Below are 23,814 nucleotides of genomic sequence, written 5' to 3'. Positions count from 1 at the left end.
TGGTCACTTCAAGAGAAGGCGTTTAATTGGACACAGACGAATATGCAATCCGTTAAACAATTAATAATCAAATCTTCTGGTGAAAAATCCATCATTAAAACAGGCGAGTTAAAACATTCATTATTTAGCTGAATCGAACCCTCATATAAATAAAAAGCAATTGGAGAAATCTTTATTTCAAGGGGCAAATTTTTCTTTCCAAAAATGAGTTCAACTTTCGGATTAAATTTCGACTTAAAGATGAAATTGAAATCTGTAAGCTTCCCTTTTCCTTTGGTTTGCCAATTCCCATCAAATCGTGCCAACTCAAATTTTGACACTTTTTGAATCAGTTCTCCAGTCGGAATTTGATGAATCATTTCTAAATCACCCGTAAGTGGAATCAAAATGCGTTCATATCCTTCAAACAAACTAAAATCGGATTCTTCCTCTTCCACTACAGCAGAACTAATTCTCCAATCGAAATCACGAGCAGTTACAGAAGCGTTTTCTGGAAAAATAAACAGTTCGGTAGTAACACCACCAGCCCATTTTGCAACTTTAAATTGATTGTTTTTAATGATTTTCATATGAAAAAAATCCCGACCTGCTATTGCTGACCGGGAATTGTGTATTTAAGATCGGAAAAGCTTGAGTGAATGACCCAATTTTTCTTTTAATTCAGTTCTACTAACTATGTAATCCAAGAAACCATGTTCCAAAACGAACTCTGACGTTTGAAATCCATCTGGTAAATCGCGACCAATTGTTTCTTTCACAACACGCGGTCCCGCAAATGCAATTAATGCTTCTGGTTCAGCAATATTAATATCACCCAACATCGCAAAAGAAGCAGTAACTCCTCCCGTTGTTGGATCTGTTAAATAAGAAATGTATGGCAATTTGTGACTTGCCAATTGCCCCAACTTACCTGAAACTTTTGCCATTTGCATCAATGAAAAACCTGCTTCCATCATACGAGCTCCACCTGATTTTGAAATAATCATAAATGGTGCCTTCAATTCGATTGCTTTATCAATAGCACGAGCAATTTTCTCCCCCATTACAGAACCCATTGAACCTCCAATAAATGCAAAGTCCATAGAAGCAACAACAAATGGAATTCCATTCAATTCTCCATAAGCGGTTCTAATTGCATCTTTCAAACCTGTAGCCTTTTGAGTAGCTTTAATCCGATCTGTATACTTTTTAGTATCGACGAATTCTAATGGATCTCCAGAAGTTACTTTCTCATTGATTTCAGTATACTTTCCTCCGTCAAATACAACATGGAAATATTGCTCAGATCCAATTCTCTCATGATTAGAACAGCGATCACACACCCATGAATTTCGTTCTAAATCTTGAGCAGTAAATACTGTTTTACATCTAGAACACTTACTCCAAAGTCCTTCTGGAGTTTCTTTTTTATCTTTTGTAGAGGTTGTAATACCTTCTTTGGAACGTTTAAACCAACTCATATGCTTTCTATTTAATCAATGTATTTACGTTATTCAAATCTGAAAAGGATTTTTCTAAACGTTTCACAAATGTCAATTCACCTTCACGCAACCATTTACGTGGGTCGTAATACTTTTTATTTGGAGAATCTGCTCCTTCTGGGCTACCAATTTGAGTCTTCAAATAATCAATATTCGAAGTTACATAATCGCGAACACCTTCTGTAAATGCAAACTGTAAATCTGTATCTAAGTTCATTTTAATGACTCCATAACCAATGGCCTCACGAATCTCTTCAACCGTAGAACCAGAACCTCCGTGAAACACAAAATCAACTGGATTATGACCCGTATTGTATTTTTGTTGTACGAAATTTTGAGAATTCAACAAAATTTTCGGAGTCAACTTCACATTTCCAGGCTTGTAGACACCATGAACATTTCCAAAAGCTGCCGCAATTGTAAAGCAAGGGCTTACCTTCAATAATTCTTCGTAAGCAAATGCGACTTCTTCTGGTTGTGTATACAATTTAGAGGAATCAACATCTGTATTATCCACACCATCTTCCTCACCTCCTGTTATTCCTAATTCAATTTCTAAGGTCATTCCGATTTTACTCATTCGAGCAAGATACTCTTTGCATATTTCGATATTTTCTTCGATTGGTTCTTCCGACAAATCAATCATATGCGAGGAATACAAAGGTTTTCCAGTTTCTTTATAGAAAACTTCACCAGCATCTAATAACCCATCAATCCAAGGTAATAATTTCTTCGCGCAATGATCCGTGTGTAAAATAACCGTTACACCATAAGCTTCAGCCAATGCATGCACGTGTTTTGCACCAGAAATACCACCTAAAATTGCTGCCTGTTCATCTTTGTTTGAAAGTGTTTTACCAGCAAAAAAGTGAGCTCCTCCATTTGAAAATTGGATAATTACTGGAGCATTCATCTTTGCAGCTGTTTCCATTACAGCGTTTACAGTAGAAGTACTCGTAACGTTCACTGCAGGAAGTGCAAAGCCTTTTTCCTTTGCATAGCGAAAAATTTCTTGAACCTCATTTCCTGAGGCAACTCCAGGTTTAATTGAATAAGCCATTTTAGTAATTATTTGGGGTGTAAAAGTAATGAAATGCGCCAAATAATGAAGAACAAACGATAAAATTCACACTTAAGTATCAGAAAGGGAAACCAATACCAAAGTTCAAACGAGCTTGAAAAAGATATATAGGCAAACGCGATTGGTAATCTGGCCCATAAACTTGTTCTGCTTTTGCATAGAAATTTGGTTTTTTCGAATAAATCCAACGTTCCCCCTCAGGCAATGATGGATTGTGAATTGGGATACCCAAATCTGCTCTGATAATGAAATAATTAAAATCAAGTCTTAATCCATATCCAACAGAAACTCCTAATTCTTTTAAAAACCGTGTGGAAATTTGACCACCAGGACGATTGGGGTCGTTTTTCATCGTCCAAATATTTCCTGCATCTACAAAAAGTGCATGATTTATAACGCCTCCAGAACCAAATCGAAACTCTAGTGAAGTATTGAAACGAACATCCCCTATTTGGGTAATTACAAAATTAGGATCTAAAAGTTGTTGATAGCTACCAACACCTAAAGTTCTTGCGGACCAACCTCTATTATCATTGGAACCACCACCAAAGAAAGAATAATCGTAAGGAAGAGAAGTTGGTGAGTTTTTCATTGGAAAACCTACTCCCGCCATCGTTCTAAATGCCAAAATTTTATTTTTTCCCACATTTAGATAGGCAATTAACTTGTTATCAAAAACCGTAAACTGTGCATAAGAAACTCCTAAAAATAATTTATGCCCTAGAGTGTCATATTTTGGATTAATTGACGTAAGTCCATTTAATAGATTTCCTGCAATTGAAAAACTTGCTGAATATAATATACGTAAACGAGGACTGATTCTTTTTACTTTTTCTTGATTATCAAAATCGAAGGTGATTTTAAAATCCTCCCAAATAAATTGATTTCGATAGGCATTCTTCAGGTACAAATCATTCAAGGAATTAATCTTCGCTTCGAATTCAGGTTGTGGATTTATTGAAACATACTTAATAACTGAAGCACCTGGTAATCCAAAAGAAAAACTCTGCGTTTTTCCAACCAAAAATTTGTACAAATAATTAAACTGAATTAAACCTCTTGAAAAATCAGGCCTTTTTTGATAATTGTATGCTCCTGAAAGCTCTGTTCTAGGTCTTTGTCTTTTACTTAGGATATTTACTCCAAAGGGAAATAATCCAGGTATATCCAACTTTACAGAAGGGCCTATTTCAATCGTATTAAAGCTTCTACCTTGCGTTTTCACCTTTTTTCCCGTATCATCTTTGGCAAATACGCTTGGATTGGATTCGAAACCTCCAGAAATTGAAAACGTAAAATTAGTCCCTGACCTAAAAATATTCTTGTTGGAATAATTTAATGATGCTGTTAATCCTAAAAAGCCATTGGAATTCTTAGCTCTCGGTTCGAAACTAAAACTTTGCTTGGTTACAGGAACCAAATAATAATGAACTTCAACTATTCCGCTTCCTGGAAAAGTTTCAATAATTTCAGGTTTTATGATTGAAAATAAACCGAGCTGAACCAACCTAGAAAAGGAGCGCTCCAGATAGTATTCCTTATAGTAATTTTCATTTTCTAAGTAATTCTGAGATTCAATGACATTTGGATGAACAAACATCTGACCATTATAATAAAATGTCGCAATTCTAAATTTATCAAAGTCGATGCTGTCTTTTGGTTTTCCATAAATAGTATGATATACTTTACTTTTTACGATAACCTTGTGACCTACTTTTTCAGATTCAGCATAATCTTCGACCTTTTTCTTTAATTCTTTGTACAAAAAGCTATCTTTTGTTATTAAAAAATTGTTTTTCTTTAAATCAGAATCGATCGCTTTCATTTCTTCTCTGAAATTTCCTTTGTAACGAGTAGTATCACAAAAATGGAAATACACATTTTGTATTTTTGTTGAGACATGCTTCACATAACGAATGGTATCCGAAGAATTTTGATCTTGAACAGCTCGATCTCCAAATACAATGGTCAAACTCATTTTCAAATTAGAACCCTTATTGTTACCAGCCCGCATTGTATCTGCTTTATAACTTATATTCGTTGGAATAAATCCAAAATAAGTCTGGTCCCGCATGTATCTGGCAAGTTCTGTTCTGTATGCCTTAAATTTGTCAGCATCGAAGGGAAGGTTGATTGGTTTTCCTTCTAAAATACTGGATTTAAAATCAGCATTCAACCCTTGTTTATCCGTTTGTTTTTTAAGAAAATTATTGAAGTCATTTCTTACAGATAAATTTTCGCAAATCACTTTAACCGTATCAATATAGTAGCGTATCCCTGTTGTAATATTATACCTTGCTATAACTTTTTTCTTGGTTTTATGCTTATTCAGCAATCTATGAATCGTATCAAACCTACTCGTTACTTCTGAATAGAAATAACCTTTCGAATGCATATATGCTTGGATTTGAGTTCTTGACTTTGATAAGGCTCCAGTATCAGCAATTACGGGCGCTTCTCCAAATTTGTATTTGATTAATTGACGAAGTGTTGAATTCGGATCAAGTGTATCTCTTAACTGAATCCTTTTATAGATATAATCTTTATCTCCTTTTCGAATTGCACGTTGCCTGCGTCTTTCATTGATTCGAATTTCACGTCTTCCTTTACGTAAATTTGTTTTGTTAAGTCGATTCAATTTTCGAATTCTTCCATGCTCTGTTTTTGAGCTGTCAATGGAATTAAATAAAGCGAGGCGTACGCGCATCCCCAAAAATTTCAGATTGGGTTTTTGTTTTAAAACATCTCCAACCTCAGAACTATTAATCTTATCGCCCTTTACTTTAATCTTATTCTTAACTAATAAATGTTTATTAGCAGGAATTAATTTGGTAGACGAACAACTATGGACGCCAAGAGCAATCGCGAAAAATGCAATGAAATGGATTAATTTAAGTCGCTCAAATTGCCTCAACATACAACAAAAGTAAGAAACGAAAACAAAATTTCATTTTATACTCAACTTATTATGTAAGTTTGGCAAAAAAAAGTGGAAGCTCTTTCAAAAGCGAAGCAAAAATGGGTCCGATCGCTACATCAAAAAAAAATGCGTGATTTAGAATCCATTTTCATTGTAGAAGGCGAAAAACTGGTACTTGAAGGAATTCAAATGGGTCTTTCTAATCTAGAAATGATAATCACATCCGAAGCTTTTTTCGACCAGATTCCAGCTTCCCTTCATTTTAAAACCTTTACAGTTTCAACTAAGGAATTAGAACAAGTTTCAGAACTCAAAACTCCCAATAAGTGTCTCGCTATTTTCAAACGAGAAAAATACACTCTTTTAGAAAAATCATTCACCCTTGTTTTAGATGGCGTCCAAGATCCTGGAAATATGGGAACAATGCTTCGATTAGCAGATTGGTTTGGCGTCAAACAAGTCATTTGCTCAAAAGACACTGTTGATTGCTACAATTCAAAGGTGATTCAATCTTCCATGGGAGCCATTTATCGAATCCCTGTCCATTACCTCGATTTGGCAAGCTATTTGAAAGACAATCAGCAACAAAAATTTGGAGCTATGTTGCACGGAACAAACTATAAGAAAGTAAGTTATCCGAAAGATTCTATTTTAATAATGGGAAATGAAGGAAAAGGAGTTCGACCTGAAATTGAAGCACTTTTTGATGTTCCGGTAACAATTCCTCGCTATGGCGAAGCAGAATCATTGAATGTAGCAACTGCAACAGCTATTTTATTGGCTGAAATTGTTCAATAGTTATGGAAATTTTAACCACTTTCATACTGAGCTGTATTTCAACTGTTGTTTTCTCTCAATTTGATCCAGAAATTGACACAAGTAAATATACCTCTTATCGTTTATCTGTCCGAATTGCTAGCAACAGAATCAAAATTGACAGTACGAATGCGGAAGCTTATTTGCAACGTGGATATTACCTATTCCTTTTAAAGGATTTCGACGCATCGTTGAGAGATACCGACAAATTCATTTCACTCGAACCAAAGGTAGCTTCTGCCTATCAATCAAGAGCAAAAGTCTCTTATTCTCAAGGCAATATTGACCAAGCCATTCAAGACATCAACAAAGCAATCAGTCTTGAGCCTGATAATATTGACATGATTAATGATCGCTCAACGCTGTATTATAAAGCGGGGAATTACGAAGCTTGCAAAAAAGATTTACTCTACTTATTAAAGAAAGATCCCGAAAACTTATCATTTTTGCTCTATTTGGGATATTGTGAGACCAAGCAAAAGAATTATTCAAAAGCAATTACTCATTTTCAAACACTTATTTCAAAAGATTCATTGTACAAAGAAGCATACAACAACTTAGGCTTTTGTTATTACAGTTTAGGAGATAATATCAAAGCTTTGAAAGCTATCAATAAAGCCTTGGAAATTGACCCCAGGTATCCAGAAGCTTATGATAAACGCTCACAAGTTTGGATGGCAACAGGAGACTATAAAAAAGCATTGGAGGATTTAAACAAAGCACTTTCACTCTATCCATTCTTAAGTACTTCACTGAACAACAGAGCACTTATATATCTTGAGATGAAACAATACAGCGATGCTTTAGGAGATATGAACTTACTCTTACAAACCGCTAAGCCAACTGCTGATTTACTCATCATTCGTGCTCAAATCTATAAAGAGATGGGAAATTTTGAGTTGATGGAACAAGATTTGAAAATCGCTGAAGTACTATTGAGTCAAGAAAAGTAATTGCTCATTGATAATTATTTGTCGTAGTATACTTTAACCGCCTCCACACACTTCATTCCATCAATTGCTGCAGAAATAATTCCACCAGCATAGCCAGCACCTTCTCCACACGGAAAAACTCCTTTTGTATTCACACTCATACAGGTTTCATTGTCTCTAGGAACTGAAACAGGGCTAGATGTTCGAGATTCGGGAGCATGAAGAACTGCATCATTAGTCAAAAAACCGCGCATTTTTCGGTCGAAATCTACGAAAGCCTTTCTCAATCTCGAAGCAATAAAATCTGGTAAAACGGTATTTAAATCAACCGAAATGATTCCAGGCTGATAAGATGTTCTAGGAAAATCCTTAGACTTCTTTCCTTCTACAAAATCCTTCAATCTTTGAGCAGGAACAGCTTGAGTACTTCCTGCGGCCTTCCAACAATTCCTCTCCACTTCTTGCTGAAACTCTAAACTAACAAGTGGATTATCCGAAGTATAATTAGGCAGTTCTGTTGGCTCTACACTCACCACGATTCCTGAATTTGAAGTAGGATTATTTCGCTTGGAAGGAGACCAACCATTCGTTACTACTTCTCCATTTTCAGTGGCACATGGAGCAATAATTCCTCCAGGACACATGCAAAATGAATACACTCCTTTATCAGCAACTTGAGTCACTAATGCATAGGACGCTGGTGGTAAAAACTCATCGTTATGTCTTCCGTGATATTGGATTTCATCTATTAAATCTTGTGAATGCTCTACTCGAACTCCCAACGCAAACGCTTTTGCCTGTATTGCAATCCTTTTAGACTGAAACAAATAGAAAATATCTCGCGCAGAATGACCTGTTGCGAAAATAACCGCCTTTGCTTCAAATTTATGTTTTTCATTGATTGTAATCGAGCAAATTGCTCCATCGGCGATTTCAAGATCTGTCAATTTGGATTCAAAATGCACTTCACCTCCAAAATCAATGATGCAATCGCGCATAGAAACGATGATTTGTGGCAATTTATTCGTTCCAATATGTGGATGCGCATCTACAATGATATCTTCATGCGCACCAAAGTGAACAAACCACTTGAGCGCTTTCATAACATCACCGCGCTTTTTCGAACGAGTATATAATTTTCCGTCAGAATAAGTTCCTGCACCTCCTTCTCCAAAACAATAATTCGATTCAGAATTGACTAGGTGCTCTTTGTTCAATTGAGCTAAATCGCGTCTTCGAGACCGAACATCTTTTCCACGTTCAAAAATGATTGGTTTCAAACCCAATTCTAAGGCTCGTAAGCCGGCGTAAAGTCCTGCAGGACCAGCACCAATGATGTAAACAACTTTTGAATCGTCAGTTACTTTTTGCGGGTTGAATTCAGGTTCGAAATCAGGAATTACCCCATCTAAGAATACTTCAAAACTAGCATTAACTTTAATATCTCTTTTACGCGCATCAAAAGAACGTTTGTGCCATTTATAGCTAAAGGGATGGTCACTTGGAAGCTTTAGTTCTTTACTAATTGCTTTGCGAATGAAAGAATCATCTTTAGCTTCTTCGGGCGAAAATTGAAATTGGATTTGCATTTAGCCTTCAAAGATAAGCGAAAACCAAAGCACTTTATTATACAATCGATCTATTGGTAAAGAAACCGGCGTTTTGTCTTGTATAAATGAGCTAGAAAAGCTTTGCGAAAATTTTACCTCGAAACCAAATTTAAAAAACTGTGCAAACCATTCCAGTCCACCTCCAACCTGGCCCTGAAAATCATGTGCTCGAATTTTCACAAAGGGATCAATTAAACTTTGATTGGCATCTTCTTGAGACTGCAAATCGTAAGAATATTGTCCTCCAACCAACACATAAGCCGCAAAATTATTGATTCGTAATGTTCGAAATTGCAGCATCAATGGAAAATCCAAGTTGGTAGAATTGACGCGTTCTTCTACGAATAAATCCGTCGTTTTTGAAGGATCTGGATTGGTAAAATAATATCGAACAGCACGTTCCTGAAAGGATAAAGTTGGAACGAATCGTAAACGGATAGTTGGGTGACCTAGCTTAAGAGTTCCAACAATCCCGACTTGTCCTCCTGGCTGTCGTTTTGTTTCCAAGGATTTCAAGTTGTAACTTGCATAGGCATCATTGACTGGAATTGCCTTAAAATTAGCCATGTTCGCACCAAGCATGAACCCGAAATGAATCCAGCGTCGATCAAAATTTTTGTAATTTTTATTTTTTTCAGGCTGCGCAAAAATCGTACTCGTAAGTAAGACCAGTAAGACTGTTAAAACAAAATTTCTATTCATACCCTTCAAACGTTGTTTGGCATTTTTTATTCTAAAAAATGAGTTCAAAAAGTTTAAAATGTTCAAAGGAATAAAATATTAAACTTTTTGAACTCGTTAACTTATAAACTCTTTTTACTTCACTCCAGAATAAATCGTTGCTATTCCTCCGGAAACCAATCTGGAAGCAACTTTGGTATATCCCACCTTCTCAAGAATATCCGTAAAATCTTTCCCTTCTGGAAATGCTGCTACCGATTCAGGTAAATAAGCATACGCCTTGTCATCTTTCGAAATGCGTTTTCCAAAGAATGGAATGATGTATTTCGAATGGAATGAATAATATTGTTTTACTGGGAATTTCTTAGGTTTGGAGAATTCCAAAATAATTAATTTCCCTCCTGAACGCACAACACGTAACATTTCAGAAAGCCCCTTTTCTAGGTTTTCGTAGTTACGAACTCCAAAACCTACCGTCAATGCATCAAAGTAATTATCCTCAAATGGAAGATTTTCTGAATCTCCCAATTGCATGGAAATGATTTTCTCAAAACCACGTTTCTTCATTTTTACGCGACCAACTTCCAACATCCCTTCAGAAATATCCATTCCTACAATTTCAGTTGGGTTTAGTTTGAGTAATTGAATCGCAAAATCTCCTGTTCCAGTTGCCAAATCTAAAATCCGCTTTGGTTGGATTTCTTTTAGCATATTTACAGCTTTTCTTCTCCAAATGCGATCAATGCCAACGGATAAAAAGTGATTGAGAAAGTCGTAGCGCTTCGATATTTTATTGAACATCTCAGCAACCTCTTCTTTCTTTGATTTATCATCAGTACCGTATGGCTTTACAACTTTTCTTTCTTCCATCTTATTAATTGAACTGTTTTCCTTCACATTCTTGTATCAACTGATCTGGTTCGATACTTACCACTCCACTTTTTTCACAAACCAATCCACCTGCCAAATTTGAAAGCTCAGCAATACTTTCGATGGAAAGTTCAGTTGCCAAGCACAAAGTTGCAACTGAAATCACCGTATCTCCAGCACCACTAACATCCGCAATATTGCGAATATGAGCTGGCGTATGATATGTTTTATTTCGATCTTTTATATAAACTCCATACTCAGAAAGTGTTACGAAAGTGATCTCATTTCCGAGGTTTGTTTCCAATAAATCAATCGCTTGATTAAAAGATTCTCTCTTTTGAAAGCTACAATCAATCCCAACACCTTCTTTCAACTCTTTTAAGTTGGGCTTGAAGAGTGTCACTCCTTTGTAGGCCAAAAAATTTTCTTTTTTAGGATCAACTGTTGTTGGAATTTGATACCCCTTCGCTAAAGCAATAATTCCTTCGATCACTTTTGGAGTTAAAAGTCCTTTGTTGTAATCCTCGAAAATAATGGCATCTATTTTCTCATTTTCCAATGTCTTCTTTACAGATGCAACAAACAATTGTTCTTCTTGTTCATTCAAAGCATGTGTATCTTCTGCATCAATGCGCAATAATTGTTGGTTATTCCCAATAACTCGGGTTTTAACCGTAGTAATTCGATTTTCACTCGAAACAATACCTGTTGAAAGCATATTTTGTTCTTCCAACAATTTTTTAAGTTGTATTCCTTCTTTGTCTGAACCTACAACAGCACACAAAACAGGCGTTGCCCCTAAAGATTGAAGATTCAACGCAACATTTGCGGCCCCTCCCAATCGTTGTTCTTGACTTTCCAAGCTAACAATTGGAACAGGTGCTTCAGGGCTCACTCTGTGAACTTTCCCCAACATATAGGCATCAATCATTACATCACCAATCACCAAAATGCGCTTGGTCTTAAATGCCGCAAGTATTTCGTGTATCGTCATTTAATTCAATTCTGCTAAAGCATTTGCAACCCTTTTCATTGCTTCTGTCAATGTTTCTTCTGATGCTGCATACGAAATACGCATACAATTTGCATCTCCAAATGCTTCTCCTGAAACAAGTGCAACACCTTTATCTAGCAAGTACATACATAAATCTTCTGCACTTTGGATTGTTGTATTCTTATTTTTCTTGCCAAAAAAGCTAGAAACATCTGGAAATACGTAAAATGCTCCACCTGGCTTATTCGTTTTTACCCCTGGCATCTTATCCAATGCATCTAATACTAAAGCACGTCTATTTTCAAACGCTTTCACCATGTCCTTCAAAACAACAGGATCTGCATTTACAGCTGCTATTGTTGCTCTTTGTGCAATTGAACAGGTTCCCGAAGTAAACTGACCTTGAATTTTATTACAGGCATCAGCAATATCTTTTGGAGCACCAATGTATCCAACCCTCCAACCAGTCATTGCCCAAGCTTTCGAAACACCATTTACGGTAACGATTTGCTCTCGAACATCTTCAAATTGAGCCATCGAATGATTGTGACCTACGAAATTTATATGTTCGTAAATCTCATCAGACATGACAATAATACTCGGGTTTTCTTTCACAACATCTGCTAAAGCTCTCAATTCTTCCTTCGTGTAAACTGTTCCAGTAGGATTACATGGAGAGGAAAACATCATCATCTTCGTTTTCGGAGAAATGGCTTTTCGAAATTGATCTGGTGTAAATTTGAAATCACTTTCAATGGTTGTGGCAACTACAACTGGAACACCACCAGCAACCTTTACGATTTCAGCATAAGAAACCCAATATGGAGCAGGAATAATGACCTCATCTCCAGGATTAATTACAGCCATCACCAAATTAGCAATCGATTGTTTTGCTCCTGTAGAAACAACGATATGCTCTCGTTTATACGGAATCCCATTATCTCGATTAAACTTGTTTGCAATTGCATCTCTCAAATCATCATAACCAGGAACTGGAGTATAAGTGGTGAAATTCTGCTCCATTGCCTCTGCGGCGGCTTGTTTAATAAAATCTGGAGTATGAAAATCGGGCTCTCCCAAACTCAATGAAATAATGTCTTTTCCTTGGGCGCGAAGTTCTCTACTTTTTCGAGACATCGCCAAGGTAGCCGACTCTTCCATTTCCAATACACGATTTGATAATTGAATCATAAAATTGCTTCGTTAATGAGTCCCAAATTTACTGATAATTCAGAATAACAATGCAATAAATTCGGGAATACTTCGCTATCAAATATGGAACTTCTAGCTGAAGTTTCTATCCAACCACCAACTTGTATCCCACTCCACGAATATTCAAGATTCTAACAGTTGAATCAGCTTCCAATTTTTTACGCAATTTGGAAATAAAGACGTCCAATGTTCTACCAATATAATCGCCATCATCTCCCCAAACAGTTTGTAAAATCACATCTCGATCTACAATTTGATTGACTGAATTATAAAGTTGCGCAAGTAAATCAACCTCTTTTCCTGTTAATTCATATTCTCCATCAGGATGAATCAATTTCATTTGAATGGGATCAAATTGAAAACTTCCAATACCAATCAAGTCTGTTGATTTTTCAACATCTGGTCTTTTCTTTTTCCATTGAAAAAGGAACCAACTAACTCCTAGAGAAATGGAAATGAACACGCCAATCAAAATCCATTTCATCTTTTGGTTTGACTGGAAAGAGGTTTCTGAAATGGAAACTTTGGATTCCCAAATGGTAAAGACCAAGTTATAGCAAGCTTTTGGCAGTAGTCTTCCACCACAAGAAGGCCGATCTAAAACATCGGAAGTTTTATACTGATAACTATAGACGACCTCTTTAGAATTACAAGATTGTACTTCGACCAAGTAGTTATTGATTATTGGCAGATCTTTCAGTTCAGAGTTTATAATTGTCGTCAAGTTTTCTGGATTGAGTTGAAATTCAGAAGCAAATCCCACCCTAAAAACCCCATCTTTTTTCTCAATTGGTAAAACTCGCGAAGTACTATCATTGGCCAAAAGCAGGAGCTCGTGTCCAATTTTTCGCAAGTGAGCTTTCATTATTCCTTCATTTGTGTTTTCTTGGCCATGCAAAACAGAACCTATTACAAAGAGTCCAATTATCAGTAAAGAAAATGTTGGATTTATTTTTCCGAGCATAGAACAAAGATATTTGATTCAGGTTTCATTTGAACATCTTTTTCATTCAATTTACACTAATTTACATTTGTTTAAATGACTTAAAATCAACATTTTTTAGATTTATAGAAACAGAAAATTATGAAATTATTTTTTATTGGGATAACTGTAATCACATTTCTTTACAGTGCGCAATCCGTAACGATTAAAAAGTCAATCATCAATATTCCTCAATCGAAGAACTGGGATGATAGCCTCATGTACGGACCTCAACTTCCTTGTTATTACTCGAATGCTATCAGCGAATACATCCGTCGTGTTTTTCAAGATAGCAAAGGAAACCTCTGGTTTGGAACAAATACAGATGGACTTGCTTTGTATAACGGGAAAAATCTTTCTTATATAAATACAAATCAAGGATTAAGCGGTTCGCAGATTACTGGAATTATTGAAGACACAGAAGGAAACATGTGGTTTTCAACGAACAATGGAGTCACCAAATATGATCAAAAAAACTACATGATTTTTGGAGAGAAAGAGGGCTTAAGTCATAATAGTGTTTGGAGTATTTTTCAGGACAGTAAAGGAACCATTTGGGTAGGAACGTTGACTGGATTGTGCAGATTTAATGGAAAAGTATTTGACCCCCTTCCAATACCGAATACTGAACAAATTTGGATTCGTTCAATCACCGAAGACTATCAAGGCAACCTTTGGTTTGGAACAGCAGGGAAAGGAGCATTTAAATTTGACGGAACAACATTTCATCGATTTTCTAAAGAAAACGGTTTATGTTCTAACGATTTAACAACAATATTAGTCGACAAAAAAGGAACTGTTTGGTTTGGCTCAATGGATGGCGGATTAAGCCTTTACAATGGAAAAGATTTTACGACAATTAACTCAGACAACGGAATCGGCAACAATGAGGTTTGGACAATCTACGAAGATCCAAAAGGAGCAATTTGGTTTTCATCCGAAGGCTTTGGAGTTTACCGATACATCAATGAAAAGCTTACTCATTTTGGAGAAAAAGAAGGTTTTCATATGCGAGCAGTACAAGCTATTTTTCAAGATCGTGAAGGAAGACTTTGGCTTGGAGGAGGAAATGGCTTGTATCGTTCAAATGGAGAAGTATTTGAACCTGTAACCAAAAACGGCCCTTGGGAAGATCCGTGTTAATCTCGATAGAATCATCGGTTTTTTTACAAAATTTTAAGCGGAAGATTTTTCATCAATGCTTCTAGTTCATAATTAAATGATAATTGGTGTTTCAACCGATTATTTCGAATATACGCAAAGGTGTTGAGCAATTGATCTGTGCTCCGAATTACTTTGCAATAGTACTTCTGTGTCCAAAAAGGAATCGATCCATCTTTCAAGGGTCGGGGCTCATATCTACCACGTGTGCTGTCAAGAGGATTAATCCCCTTGGACGCGCGATGCGCGTTGCACACACGAGCAGTTCGACCTTTTATGCGATGCATGATTTTCGGAACCTCATCATAATCACAATAAACCAATAAATGCATGTGATCTCTACAAACATTGAGAGCTACTAACTCAACATCCAATCCTTTCGAAAGTGATAAAACCTCTTTGGCAACCAAAACTTCTTCATCCATGTTCATGTAGTAAACTTCAGGATATGGAAGTGTTCCGTGAAAACGTCTTTGGCGCGCATTGTAGTCAATCATTCTTTGAGAAGTTCTACTGTCGTGAAGACAAGTTGTCACATGATAATAAGCTTGTTGATTCATTGTGAAATAGTGTTTTTCTTATTTAAGCTAAGAAAAAAGGTTGGCTGAAACAACAAAAAGGTTGGAAATTAATTCTCCAACCTTTCGTTCTTTTAAAATTTCATCAGTCCATATCGGACATTTTTATTATTCATAAAATAGATAAACATTTCTGATCGTTCATAATTTCGTGTAAAATATATGGGGATGGACCAAAGTGAACTATCATCAGATATCTGCATTAAGTTTCGCTTGGACTCTCCTGATTTTAAATCGATTTCAACTTTTGCAAATCCTCGTTTTGCAATTCTATCGGTGAAAATCTCAATTTCCTTCGGCTTTAAGAAATCACCTGTTTCCCCATAATTCTTCTGATGGTCATTAAAAAATAAATAATATGTATCATTCAAAAAATAACCACGCAAAGAACCTCCAATTCCGCTATCATTAAGCGACCATTGGTGTTTTGGAATTTCAACTATCCACTCAGCTCCACCATCTTCTTTCATTTTAAAAACAAATGCTTTTTTATAGTGATAACTCACTCCATTATCAGAAGATTTGCCATAATATTCTTCCATCAAAACAATCAAATCACCATTCGCATCCATATTAATTTCTCGAATGGTTTCATTCTTCGTAATTAAATCAGGTTTAAATTGCATGTGTTTAATCTCTTTCTTTTTTACAATATCAATGATTGAAAAGCTATAGCTATTCATTATATCTCCCTCATTCTTGAATGCTCCAAACAAAACCAACTGATTACTCGCAGGGATGAACGATTTAAAACTGGAATATCTCCTTCCATTAAAATCAATATCCAATTCACTTTCTTCTCCTCCTTGAAATAATTTCAACTGATAGGAAACCAACACTTTTGTTGGTTCACCTCTTTCATTCCTCTCATATTCTGCAAGCCCCATAATATACGTCCCGTCATCTGCAACAAGTGTATTGTTAATCATTTGAGACGATGGCTTGTATTCACCTTCTAACTTTACCGCAAAATTTGAATCTATTACTTTATAGCTTACTTGATTATTTCCGCCATTCTCAACTAGTTGGAAATACTCAAACAAAGCAAACATTTTATCCGAAGAGAGTTTAAAAGAAAAAATACTGCCTACTTGATCTGTATACTTGTTTTTATATTCGCCAATTAAAACAGGGTCTCCAACGGGATTACATGATTTGTCATATACTTGATAAAAAAACCTCTCAATGGTTTTTTCTTTTTGTTTTATGATAATAACCAGCTTACCATTGAAAGAAAACCCATCAAAAATCCATGCAGCATTACCCGGTATATTAAATGTGATTTTTTGTTCTGCAACTTTTACTTTATTCTCAAATCGAATCAATTGCGAAGAAATAATATAGAAATCACCACCTTCATCCCAGATCACTGTGGAAAAATCGGATTTATTTTTAGGAGTTAGCCATTCTACGGTTTGAGCATTTAAGGTGTTTACAAAAAATAAACAGCCTAGAATTAATTTAAGTGTTTTCATAGAGTTTGATTAATAGTTGGACAAATATAGCACAATAACAAGAAAAGACGCCCTAAAGCGTCTTTTCTCCTAATTTACAACTGAATCAATTCAACCCAGCCAATTTTTCTTCCAAAATGGCGATTTTTTGCAAAGCATCCGCTTCTTTCTTTCGTTCGCTAGCCAAAACCTGCTCTGGCGCTCCATTAACGAATTTTTCGTTACTCAGTTTACCTTGAACACTTTTTAAGAATCCTTTCGTATAGTTCAATTCTTCTTCCATCTTTTCTTTTTCTGCAGACACATCAATGGTATCTCCAAAAGGAATGAAATATTCGTTGGATTGTACCATGAATGAATTTGCATTGGCAACATTTTCTGTTGTGTATTCCATCAAGGAAAGATTTCCCATTTTTAAAATCACAGAATCGAAAGAAGGATCAATTTCACTATTCTTTTTCACGAATAATTCAATACGAACTTTGTTTGCAATATTGTTTTTCTTGCGAATGTTACGAATGTTTGTAACCACTTCTTCTGCAAGCGTGAATTGCTTCAATACAGAAGGATCGAACGCTTCAACTATTGGCCATTTCGCAATGATGATATCTTCACCTTCTTGGCGTTCTCTCAATAAATGCCACAATTCTTCGGCAACGAATGGAGTAAACGGTTGAACCAAACACAATAATTTCTCAAAGAAAACGATCGTTTGATCCAATGTCGCTTGATCAATTGGCTGCTCATAACCTGGTTTTATCATTTCTAAATACCAAGCACAGAAATCATCCCAAACCAATTTATAAATTGCCATCAATGCCTCAGAAATCTTGAATTTATTCATCAACTCATTGATGTTTTCCAATTCCTGATTGAATCGTGCGCTAAACCATTCGATTGCTTTGATAGAAGCTTTTGGTTGTTCAATTGGTTTTACTTCCCATCCTTTTACCAAACGAGCAGCATTCCAAATCTTATTGGTAAAGTTTCGTCCTTGTTCGCACTGACTTGAATCGAAAGGTAAATCGTTTCCTGCTGGTGAAGACAATAGCATCCCCAAACGAACTCCATCTGCCCCGTATTTTTCAATCAACTCAATCGGATCTGGAGAATTCCCCAAAGATTTTGACATCTTACGGCCCAATTTATCGCGAACAATTCCAGTGTAATAGACATTTTTGAACGGTAATTCGCCCATATACTCGTACCCAGCAATAATCATTCGAGCAACCCAGAAGAACATAATCTCAGGAGCCGTTACTAAATCATTCGTCGGATAGTAATATTTTATCTCTTCATTTCCAGGACGAGTCAATCCGTTGAAAACAGAAATTGGCCATAACCAAGAAGAGAACCATGTATCTAAAACATCTTCGTCTTGCTTTAAATCTGCTGCCGAAAGTGCATTATTTCCCGATTTAGCTTTTGCCAATTCAATAGCTTCTTCCATCGTTCTTGCAACAACGAAATCTTCTGGACCATTTCCATAGAAAAACGCTGGAATGCGATGTCCCCACCAAAGTTGACGAGAAATACACCAATCCTTTACGTTCTCCATCCAATGACGATACGTATTCTTGAACTTATCAGGATGGAATGAAATATTTCCATTCATTACGTTTTCCAAAGCTGGTTGAGCCAATTCTTTCATCGACACGAACCATTGCAAAGACAAACGCGGCTCGATGACGCAATTCGTTCTTTCAGAATAACCAATCTTATTGATATGATCTTCTACTTTTACCAAATATCCTTTATCATCTAATTCTTTCGCGATTTCTTTACGAACATCAAAACGATTCATTCCTGCATAATGCAAACCATTTTCGTTTACAATTCCGTTATCGTGGAAAATATCAATCGTTTCTAAGTCGTATTTCTTTCCCAATTCGTAGTCATTCACATCATGAGCTGGAGTTACTTTCAAACATCCTGTTCCAAATTCCATTTCTACGTATTCATCACAAATAATAGGAACTGTGCGGTTTGCAATAGGCACAATAGCATGTTTTCCATGCAAATGCTTGTAACGCGGATCATCTGGATGAATACAAATTGCCGAGTCACCCAAAATCGTTTCCGGACGCGTTGTTGCAATAGTTAGCCATTGATCTTCCGTTCCTGCAATTTTATAGCGAACGTGAAACAGTTTGGAATTTACTTCTTTGTGAATCACTTCCTCATCTGACAGAGCAGTGCTCGCTTCAGGATCCCAGTTGATCATTCGAACCCCTCGGTAAATCTTCCCTTTTTGGAATAAATCAATGAATATATTTACTACCGAATCAGAATACTCTGGATCCATTGTAAACGCTGTCCTTTCCCAATCACAAGAAGCACCTAACTTCTTCAATTGTTGCAAGATTACACCACCGTATTTTTCTTTCCAAGCAAATGCATGGTTCAAAAATTCATCGCGAGAAAGATCCGATTTTTTGATTCCTTCTTCACGCAATTTCTGAACGACTTTCGCTTCAGTAGCAATCGATGCATGATCGGTTCCAGGAACCCAACACGCATTTTTACCTTCCATACGCGCTTTGCGAACTAGTACGTCTTGAATGGTATTGTTCAACATGTGTCCCATGTGCAAGACACCCGTAACATTTGGCGGAGGAATGACGACGGTAAACGGCTCACGATCATCTGGTTCTGAATGAAAGTAACCCTTAGCCATCCAATGGCTATACCATCGTTCTTCTGCTGAACGGGGTTCGTACGTTTTTGGAATTTCCATGTTATTTTTTTATTTTAAGTTGCAAAGGTACTAAAAGAGGCCAATTTAATCAAGCCGTAATCAGAGTGATTTACACTATTTTTTACACGAAACAAGCTGTCGAATTTTTGCTATTTTTGCTCAAACAACCTCCATGAAAAAAGCTTGGAATATACTTGCTATCAGTGTCAGAACTTTCTTCGAGGTACTCTTTGCCTTCATTGCTGTTTACATCCTCATTTTCCTATCTATTTCTCCATTTACTTTTCAGGCCGAGAAAACAAGTGCTCCGAAAACCGAGATTATTTACATTTCCACCAATGGAATTCATTCGGATGTCATTCTACCAATCCAGCATCCATTAATGAATTGGAAGAAAACCCTGAACATGGAGAAAATGCTATCCGTTGATACGTTTCAAACGCATTTAAAATTTGGCTGGGGAGACAAAAATTTCTTCCTAAGAACAAAGGAATGGAGCGATATGGAAGTAGGAACTGTTCTAAATACAGTCTTCGGAAGAGGTCCTGGAGCTATGCATCTCATCTTATGCACCCCAAAAGATTTAGACAAAAAAAGTTTGGTGGAAATTCACCTAACAAAAAGGCAATATCAAAAATTATGCGCTTTTATCAAATGTAGTTTCTTGTTTGAAAATGGAAAAGCGAAAGTCATTCAAGATCATCCTTACGGAACGTATGATTTCTTTTACGATTCGAGTATTGAGTACAATATGAGTTATACCTGTAATACTTGGACGAATAATGCATTGAAACGTGCGGGACAAAAAGCGTGCGTGTGGACTCCCTTTAAAGGTGCCATTTTTTCGAAGTATTAAAATTTACCATGGTAAATGGTGGATAAGCTTGCACTTATCCCTAAAACATGAAAAACCAAAAGGGGCAGTTAACCCCTTTCTTGTTGTCTTAAATAAAAATTGGGATTATTTGATTTCCCTTTTTGACGTATTAAAATCTTTGTTTACGACTACGCTAACGCTTGTCTGTACTAAATCGTCAGCCGAAGCTGACTCTCATTTCTTTCCTTTTCCGTTGCCATTCGACTTGCCAGAATTCCCTTTCGACTTGCCGTTGCCATTTCCGTTACCATTACTATTACCAGTAGTTTTCGCTTTGGAATTACCTTTCGATTTATCTTTAGCTTTCCCTTTCAATGCATGAAACTCAGCAGAACCTGGTTTAATACCCAATTCTTTTGCCATAGCTCCCCAACCTTTTGATTTACTCGTTTTGTAAACAGTAATCACATCTTCAATGGGTTTTCTTGTAATATTCGAAATCTGGAACGCCATAAACGCATCACCTGCTGTCATTCCAACACTAAAACATGCTTCAACCTTTGGAAGAGTCACATTGAATGTTTTGGTTAAATCTAACTTAAATGAAGCCAAATCTTTGTTTCCATCTGTATTGACAATTTTAAGATTTGCATCAAGCTCCACATCACCAGATTTGTAATCTTGTCCTAAAGCGATTCCTGAAATCAGAATCACTGCTAAAAAAATAGTTTTTTTCATCGTATTATACTGTTTTTAATAAGTAAGTATACACTTTTTAAACCATTACTAACTCAATCTCTGCAATCCTACCCGTTTTCGCGCTTCATCAATTTCCATTACACGCACTTCAACGTGTTCATGCAGCGAAATAAACTGCGTTGGATCTTCGACATACACATCTGCCAACTGCGATTTGTGGATTAAGCCGTTTTCTTTAATTCCAATATTAACAAAAGCTCCGAAATTGGTTACATTGGTTACAATTCCAGTGAGAATCATTCCTTCTTTTAAGTCGGAAATAGTGCGAATGCGACTGTCGAACTCCAAAACCTGGGCTTTTTTACGCGGATCTCGACCTGGTTTTTTCAATTCCTTGATGATATCCGTAAACGTAAATGAATCGATTTCTGAAAAATCAGCATGTTTTACTTCATTTAATTTTGTTTCATTTCCAATCAAGTCTTTTAGCTCAATACCCAGTTTTTTAGCTACTTGCTTCACAAATTTGTAACTTTCCGGATGAACGGATGAATTATCTAATGGATTTTCACCGTCTCGAACACGTAAAAATCCTGCTGCTTGTTCGTAAGCCTTATCACCTAAACGTTTTACTTTTTTGAGTTCTTCGCGCGATTTAATTCCACCGTTTTCTGTTCTGTAAGCAACGATATTCTCTGCTAAACCTAAACCAAGACCTGAAACGTAACTCAATAAATAAGGAGAGGCGGTATTCAAATCAACTCCAACTGCATTCACAGCTGAAACAACTACATCATCCAAGGCATCTTTCAAGGAAGTTTGATTTACTTCATGCTGATACTGTCCCACTCCAACAGATTTCGCGTCAATTTTAACCAATTCAGCCAATGGATCCATTAATCTGCGACCAATTGAAACTGCTCCGCGAACAGTTACGTCGTAATCTGGAAATTCTTTTCTTGCAATCGGACTTGCGGAGTAAATAGAAGCTCCGTCTTCGCGAACAACATATACATCCAAATCTCTGTCGAAGCGAACGTGTTTGATAAAAGCTTCCGTTTCTCTACCCGCTGTTCCATCACCAATTGCAATAGCTTCAATTTTATAGGCTTGAACCAATTGAAAGATTTTAGAAGAAGCTTTGTCTTTTTCATTTTGAGGAGCATGCGGAAAAATTGTCACATTCGTCAATAAATTCCCATGTTCGTCCAAACAAACTACTTTACATCCTGTTCTAAATCCTGGATCAATTGCTAAGGTGCGCTTGTTTCCAACTGGTGGAGCAAGCAATAATTGGCGCAAGTTTGTAGAGAAAACCGAAATTGCTTCTTTGTCCGCTTTTTCTTTGGCTTGGGCAAGCAATTCATTCTCCAATGAAGAACACATCAATCTGGAATAAGATTCTTTACAAGCTTTGGCTACCAAATCACCACATTCGTCTTCTGTTTTCACAAAAAATCGTTCCAAAGATTCCAATGCATCATCCTTCTCTGGCTGTGCTTTCAAAGACAAAACCCCTTCTCTTTCCGCACGGATAATTGCCAAAAACCGGTGAGAAGCCACTTTGTAAAGCGGTTCTGAAAAATCGAAATAATCACGGTATTTTGCACCTTCTTCCTCTTTTCCTTTTACTAATTTGGAAGCAAAAATTGCCTTGCGCTGAAATAAAGTTCGCACTCGTCCACGGGCAATGGCATTTTCATTGATCCATTCTGCCATAATATCAACAGCGCCTTGAATAGCCATATCTTCGTCCACAACATCACCTTTCAAAAAGCGCTCTGCCATTTGCTCTGGATCACCACCACGCTGCGACATAATCATTCGTGCCAAAGGTTCCAATCCTAACTTCTTCGCTTTATCTCCTTTTGTTTGGCGTTTTTGCTTGTAAGGCAAATAAATATCTTCTAATACTATTGAATCAAAACAAGTCAACACTTTTGTTTTCAACTCATCCGTCAATTTTCCTTGTTCTTCAATTGAACCAATAATGGTTTGCTGACGCGAAATTAATTCCTCGTATTTTTTTGCTAAATCGCGAATCTGAGCAACTTGAACCTCATCCAAACCACCAGTCATTTCTTTACGGTATCTGGAAATAAAGGGAATCGTTGCTCCTCCGTCCAATAATTGTATTGTATTTTGAATTGCCTTTTCTTTTAATCCTGAGGCATTTAGTACGAATTCATTTTTTTGCATAGGTACAAATATAAAAGTTCGGAAAAACTCTTCATGAAACATCCGGAAAAAGAAGTCCACAATTCGATTTAAAGCAGTTTTTCAACTCTAAAATTAGTCGTTAAAACAGGCCTCAAATCAACTTTAAACCTGTTAACTAATTGTAAATACTTGGCATAGACTATCCAGTTTAACTATATTAGCTATCCAACTTTTAATTTTAGACGGTTTGAGATATTTGATTTTTGGAATAATTGCAGCAGGTTTTTTAGTAAGTTTTCAACTTGTGCCATCGCTAAAGCTACCGGCGACATGCGATCAAAACCCTTTTACACAAACAGGTAATGCGAGTTATTACGCAAACAAATTTCAAGGAAGAAGAACAGCTTCTGGTGCAACTTATCATAAAGACAGCATGTACTGCGCGCATAAATCATTGAAATTTGGGACCATTTTGAAGGTCACAAACACGAAGAATGATTCCGTAATTATTGTCAAGGTTGTTGACCGTATGGGAAAATCTTCGCCACACATCATTGATTTAAGTATGGCGGGAGCCCAAAAATTGAATTTTGTTCGAAATGGAATCGCCAAAGTCAAAGTAGAAGAAGTTATTCCAACTCCTGTGGCGAAAGCAAACTAAGATTTCA

20 protein-coding genes are annotated in these 23,814 nt (G+C 36.5%); 5 read left to right on the top strand and 15 right to left on the bottom strand.

Annotated features, from left to right (window positions below):
- Positions 1 to 8 precede the first annotated feature (8 nt).
- From FLUTA_RS20820 to FLUTA_RS11865, 4 genes are all read right to left on the bottom strand, one after another.
- The gene (locus FLUTA_RS20820; RefSeq protein ID WP_013687128.1) at positions 9 to 569 is read right to left on the bottom strand and encodes a HutD family protein; all 561 of its coding nucleotides are present in this window, start codon (positions 567 to 569) and stop codon (positions 9 to 11) included.
- Between the two features lie 45 nt (positions 570 to 614).
- Positions 615 to 1,460 carry an acetyl-CoA carboxylase, carboxyltransferase subunit beta gene (gene accD / locus FLUTA_RS11875; RefSeq protein WP_013687127.1) on the bottom strand — a complete coding sequence of 282 codons (846 nt, stop codon included), beginning with the start codon at positions 1,458 to 1,460 and terminating at the stop codon, positions 615 to 617.
- Positions 1,461 to 1,467: 7 nt separating this feature from the next.
- Positions 1,468 to 2,541: a class II fructose-bisphosphate aldolase gene (fbaA, locus tag FLUTA_RS11870; RefSeq protein ID WP_013687126.1), complete on the bottom strand. Its 1,074-nt coding sequence runs from the start codon at positions 2,539 to 2,541 to the stop codon at positions 1,468 to 1,470.
- Between the two features lie 79 nt (positions 2,542 to 2,620).
- Positions 2,621 to 5,269 (bottom strand): BamA/TamA family outer membrane protein, encoded by a 2,649-nt coding sequence (locus tag FLUTA_RS11865; RefSeq protein WP_169312082.1) that lies wholly within the window; start codon positions 5,267 to 5,269, stop codon positions 2,621 to 2,623.
- Between the two features lie 282 nt (positions 5,270 to 5,551).
- Between FLUTA_RS11865 and FLUTA_RS11860 the strand changes: the two genes are divergently transcribed.
- Both FLUTA_RS11860 and FLUTA_RS11855 read left to right on the top strand, forming a co-directional pair.
- A complete protein-coding gene (locus FLUTA_RS11860) occupies positions 5,552 to 6,280 on the top strand; it encodes a TrmH family RNA methyltransferase (RefSeq protein WP_013687124.1) in 729 nt (242 codons plus the stop codon).
- Between the two features lie 2 nt (positions 6,281 to 6,282).
- Positions 6,283 to 7,251 (top strand): tetratricopeptide repeat protein, encoded by a 969-nt coding sequence (locus FLUTA_RS11855; RefSeq protein WP_013687123.1) that lies wholly within the window; start codon positions 6,283 to 6,285, stop codon positions 7,249 to 7,251.
- 14 nt (positions 7,252 to 7,265) lie between these two features.
- Here FLUTA_RS11855 and FLUTA_RS11850 read toward each other — a convergent pair whose 3' ends face one another.
- From FLUTA_RS11850 to FLUTA_RS11825, 6 genes are all read right to left on the bottom strand, one after another.
- Complete coding sequence (locus FLUTA_RS11850; protein WP_013687122.1) at positions 7,266 to 8,819, bottom strand: NAD(P)/FAD-dependent oxidoreductase; 1,554 nt, start codon at positions 8,817 to 8,819, stop codon at positions 7,266 to 7,268.
- Positions 8,820 to 9,542 (bottom strand): type IX secretion/gliding motility protein PorT/SprT, encoded by a 723-nt coding sequence (gene porT, locus FLUTA_RS11845; RefSeq protein ID WP_043023794.1) that lies wholly within the window; start codon positions 9,540 to 9,542, stop codon positions 8,820 to 8,822. It abuts the gene before it with no gap.
- Between the two features lie 114 nt (positions 9,543 to 9,656).
- The gene (gene ubiE / locus FLUTA_RS11840) at positions 9,657 to 10,391 is read right to left on the bottom strand and encodes a bifunctional demethylmenaquinone methyltransferase/2-methoxy-6-polyprenyl-1,4-benzoquinol methylase UbiE (protein ID WP_013687120.1); all 735 of its coding nucleotides are present in this window, start codon (positions 10,389 to 10,391) and stop codon (positions 9,657 to 9,659) included.
- A 4-nt stretch (positions 10,392 to 10,395) separates the two neighbouring features.
- Positions 10,396 to 11,385: a bifunctional heptose 7-phosphate kinase/heptose 1-phosphate adenyltransferase gene (locus tag FLUTA_RS11835; RefSeq protein WP_013687119.1), complete on the bottom strand. Its 990-nt coding sequence runs from the start codon at positions 11,383 to 11,385 to the stop codon at positions 10,396 to 10,398.
- Complete coding sequence (locus FLUTA_RS11830; protein ID WP_013687118.1) at positions 11,386 to 12,576, bottom strand: pyridoxal phosphate-dependent aminotransferase; 1,191 nt, start codon at positions 12,574 to 12,576, stop codon at positions 11,386 to 11,388. It lies immediately after the preceding gene.
- 106 nt (positions 12,577 to 12,682) lie between these two features.
- Complete coding sequence (locus tag FLUTA_RS11825; RefSeq protein ID WP_013687117.1) at positions 12,683 to 13,561, bottom strand: winged helix-turn-helix domain-containing protein; 879 nt, start codon at positions 13,559 to 13,561, stop codon at positions 12,683 to 12,685.
- Positions 13,562 to 13,681: 120 nt separating this feature from the next.
- Between FLUTA_RS11825 and FLUTA_RS11820 the strand changes: the two genes are divergently transcribed.
- Positions 13,682 to 14,722 carry a ligand-binding sensor domain-containing protein gene (locus FLUTA_RS11820; protein ID WP_013687116.1) on the top strand — a complete coding sequence of 347 codons (1,041 nt, stop codon included), beginning with the start codon at positions 13,682 to 13,684 and terminating at the stop codon, positions 14,720 to 14,722.
- Between the two features lie 23 nt (positions 14,723 to 14,745).
- Here FLUTA_RS11820 and FLUTA_RS11815 read toward each other — a convergent pair whose 3' ends face one another.
- From FLUTA_RS11815 to FLUTA_RS11805, 3 genes are all read right to left on the bottom strand, one after another.
- Complete coding sequence (locus tag FLUTA_RS11815; protein WP_013687115.1) at positions 14,746 to 15,300, bottom strand: transposase; 555 nt, start codon at positions 15,298 to 15,300, stop codon at positions 14,746 to 14,748.
- A gap of 92 nt (positions 15,301 to 15,392) precedes the next feature.
- Positions 15,393 to 16,793, bottom strand: a complete 1,401-nt coding sequence (locus FLUTA_RS11810) for a hypothetical protein (RefSeq protein ID WP_013687114.1) — start codon at positions 16,791 to 16,793, stop codon at positions 15,393 to 15,395.
- A gap of 85 nt (positions 16,794 to 16,878) precedes the next feature.
- Positions 16,879 to 19,509 carry a valine--tRNA ligase gene (locus tag FLUTA_RS11805; RefSeq protein ID WP_013687113.1) on the bottom strand — a complete coding sequence of 877 codons (2,631 nt, stop codon included), beginning with the start codon at positions 19,507 to 19,509 and terminating at the stop codon, positions 16,879 to 16,881.
- Positions 19,510 to 19,642: 133 nt separating this feature from the next.
- On the opposite strand from FLUTA_RS11805, the gene FLUTA_RS11800 reads away from it, so the two are divergent.
- Positions 19,643 to 20,326: a DUF2459 domain-containing protein gene (locus tag FLUTA_RS11800; protein WP_013687112.1), complete on the top strand. Its 684-nt coding sequence runs from the start codon at positions 19,643 to 19,645 to the stop codon at positions 20,324 to 20,326.
- A 195-nt stretch (positions 20,327 to 20,521) separates the two neighbouring features.
- Here FLUTA_RS11800 and FLUTA_RS11795 read toward each other — a convergent pair whose 3' ends face one another.
- Together FLUTA_RS11795 and FLUTA_RS11790 are read right to left on the bottom strand one after the other, a co-directional pair.
- Positions 20,522 to 21,025, bottom strand: coding sequence for a hypothetical protein (locus tag FLUTA_RS11795; protein ID WP_013687111.1), 504 nt, complete (start codon positions 21,023 to 21,025; stop codon positions 20,522 to 20,524).
- Between the two features lie 48 nt (positions 21,026 to 21,073).
- Positions 21,074 to 23,185: a Tex family protein gene (locus tag FLUTA_RS11790; RefSeq protein ID WP_013687110.1), complete on the bottom strand. Its 2,112-nt coding sequence runs from the start codon at positions 23,183 to 23,185 to the stop codon at positions 21,074 to 21,076.
- A gap of 208 nt (positions 23,186 to 23,393) precedes the next feature.
- Here FLUTA_RS11790 and FLUTA_RS11785 point away from each other — a divergent pair, with 208 nt between their 5' ends.
- Entirely contained in the window at positions 23,394 to 23,807 is a 414-nt protein-coding gene (locus FLUTA_RS11785; protein ID WP_013687109.1) for a septal ring lytic transglycosylase RlpA family protein, read from the top strand.
- Positions 23,808 to 23,814: the final 7 nt, after the last annotated feature.

The sequence above is a fragment of the Fluviicola taffensis DSM 16823 genome, from assembly GCF_000194605.1.
GTDB classification, from domain to species: Bacteria; Bacteroidota; Bacteroidia; order Flavobacteriales_D; family Crocinitomicaceae; genus Fluviicola; species Fluviicola taffensis.
Note: the sequence above shows the minus strand (reverse complement) of the source record. Positions and strands in the feature narration are given on the sequence as shown.

Excerpts from the sequence above, each read along its gene's own strand:
- FLUTA_RS20820 (WP_013687128.1), bottom strand. The coding sequence starts at position 569 with ATGAAAATCATTAAAAACAATCAATTTAAAGTTGCAAAATGGGCTGGT.
- FLUTA_RS11855 (WP_013687123.1), top strand. The coding sequence starts at position 6,283 with ATGGAAATTTTAACCACTTTCATACTGAGCTGTATTTCAACTGTTGTT.
- FLUTA_RS11830 (WP_013687118.1), bottom strand. The coding sequence starts at position 12,576 with ATGATTCAATTATCAAATCGTGTATTGGAAATGGAAGAGTCGGCTACC.
- FLUTA_RS11835 (WP_013687119.1), bottom strand. The coding sequence starts at position 11,385 with ATGACGATACACGAAATACTTGCGGCATTTAAGACCAAGCGCATTTTG.
- FLUTA_RS11800 (WP_013687112.1), top strand. The coding sequence starts at position 19,643 with ATGAAAAAAGCTTGGAATATACTTGCTATCAGTGTCAGAACTTTCTTC.
- accD (WP_013687127.1), bottom strand. The coding sequence starts at position 1,460 with ATGAGTTGGTTTAAACGTTCCAAAGAAGGTATTACAACCTCTACAAAA.
- fbaA (WP_013687126.1), bottom strand. The coding sequence starts at position 2,541 with ATGGCTTATTCAATTAAACCTGGAGTTGCCTCAGGAAATGAGGTTCAA.
- porT (WP_043023794.1), bottom strand. The coding sequence starts at position 9,542 with ATGAATAGAAATTTTGTTTTAACAGTCTTACTGGTCTTACTTACGAGT.
- FLUTA_RS11805 (WP_013687113.1), bottom strand. The coding sequence starts at position 19,509 with ATGGAAATTCCAAAAACGTACGAACCCCGTTCAGCAGAAGAACGATGG.
- FLUTA_RS11865 (WP_169312082.1), bottom strand. The coding sequence starts at position 5,269 with ATGCGCGTACGCCTCGCTTTATTTAATTCCATTGACAGCTCAAAAACA.
- FLUTA_RS11850 (WP_013687122.1), bottom strand. The coding sequence starts at position 8,819 with ATGCAAATCCAATTTCAATTTTCGCCCGAAGAAGCTAAAGATGATTCT.
- FLUTA_RS11825 (WP_013687117.1), bottom strand. The coding sequence starts at position 13,561 with ATGCTCGGAAAAATAAATCCAACATTTTCTTTACTGATAATTGGACTC.
- FLUTA_RS11810 (WP_013687114.1), bottom strand. The coding sequence starts at position 16,793 with ATGAAAACACTTAAATTAATTCTAGGCTGTTTATTTTTTGTAAACACC.
- FLUTA_RS11820 (WP_013687116.1), top strand. The coding sequence starts at position 13,682 with ATGAAATTATTTTTTATTGGGATAACTGTAATCACATTTCTTTACAGT.
- FLUTA_RS11795 (WP_013687111.1), bottom strand. The coding sequence starts at position 21,025 with ATGAAAAAAACTATTTTTTTAGCAGTGATTCTGATTTCAGGAATCGCT.
- FLUTA_RS11815 (WP_013687115.1), bottom strand. The coding sequence starts at position 15,300 with ATGAATCAACAAGCTTATTATCATGTGACAACTTGTCTTCACGACAGT.
- FLUTA_RS11790 (WP_013687110.1), bottom strand. The coding sequence starts at position 23,185 with ATGCAAAAAAATGAATTCGTACTAAATGCCTCAGGATTAAAAGAAAAG.
- ubiE (WP_013687120.1), bottom strand. The coding sequence starts at position 10,391 with ATGGAAGAAAGAAAAGTTGTAAAGCCATACGGTACTGATGATAAATCA.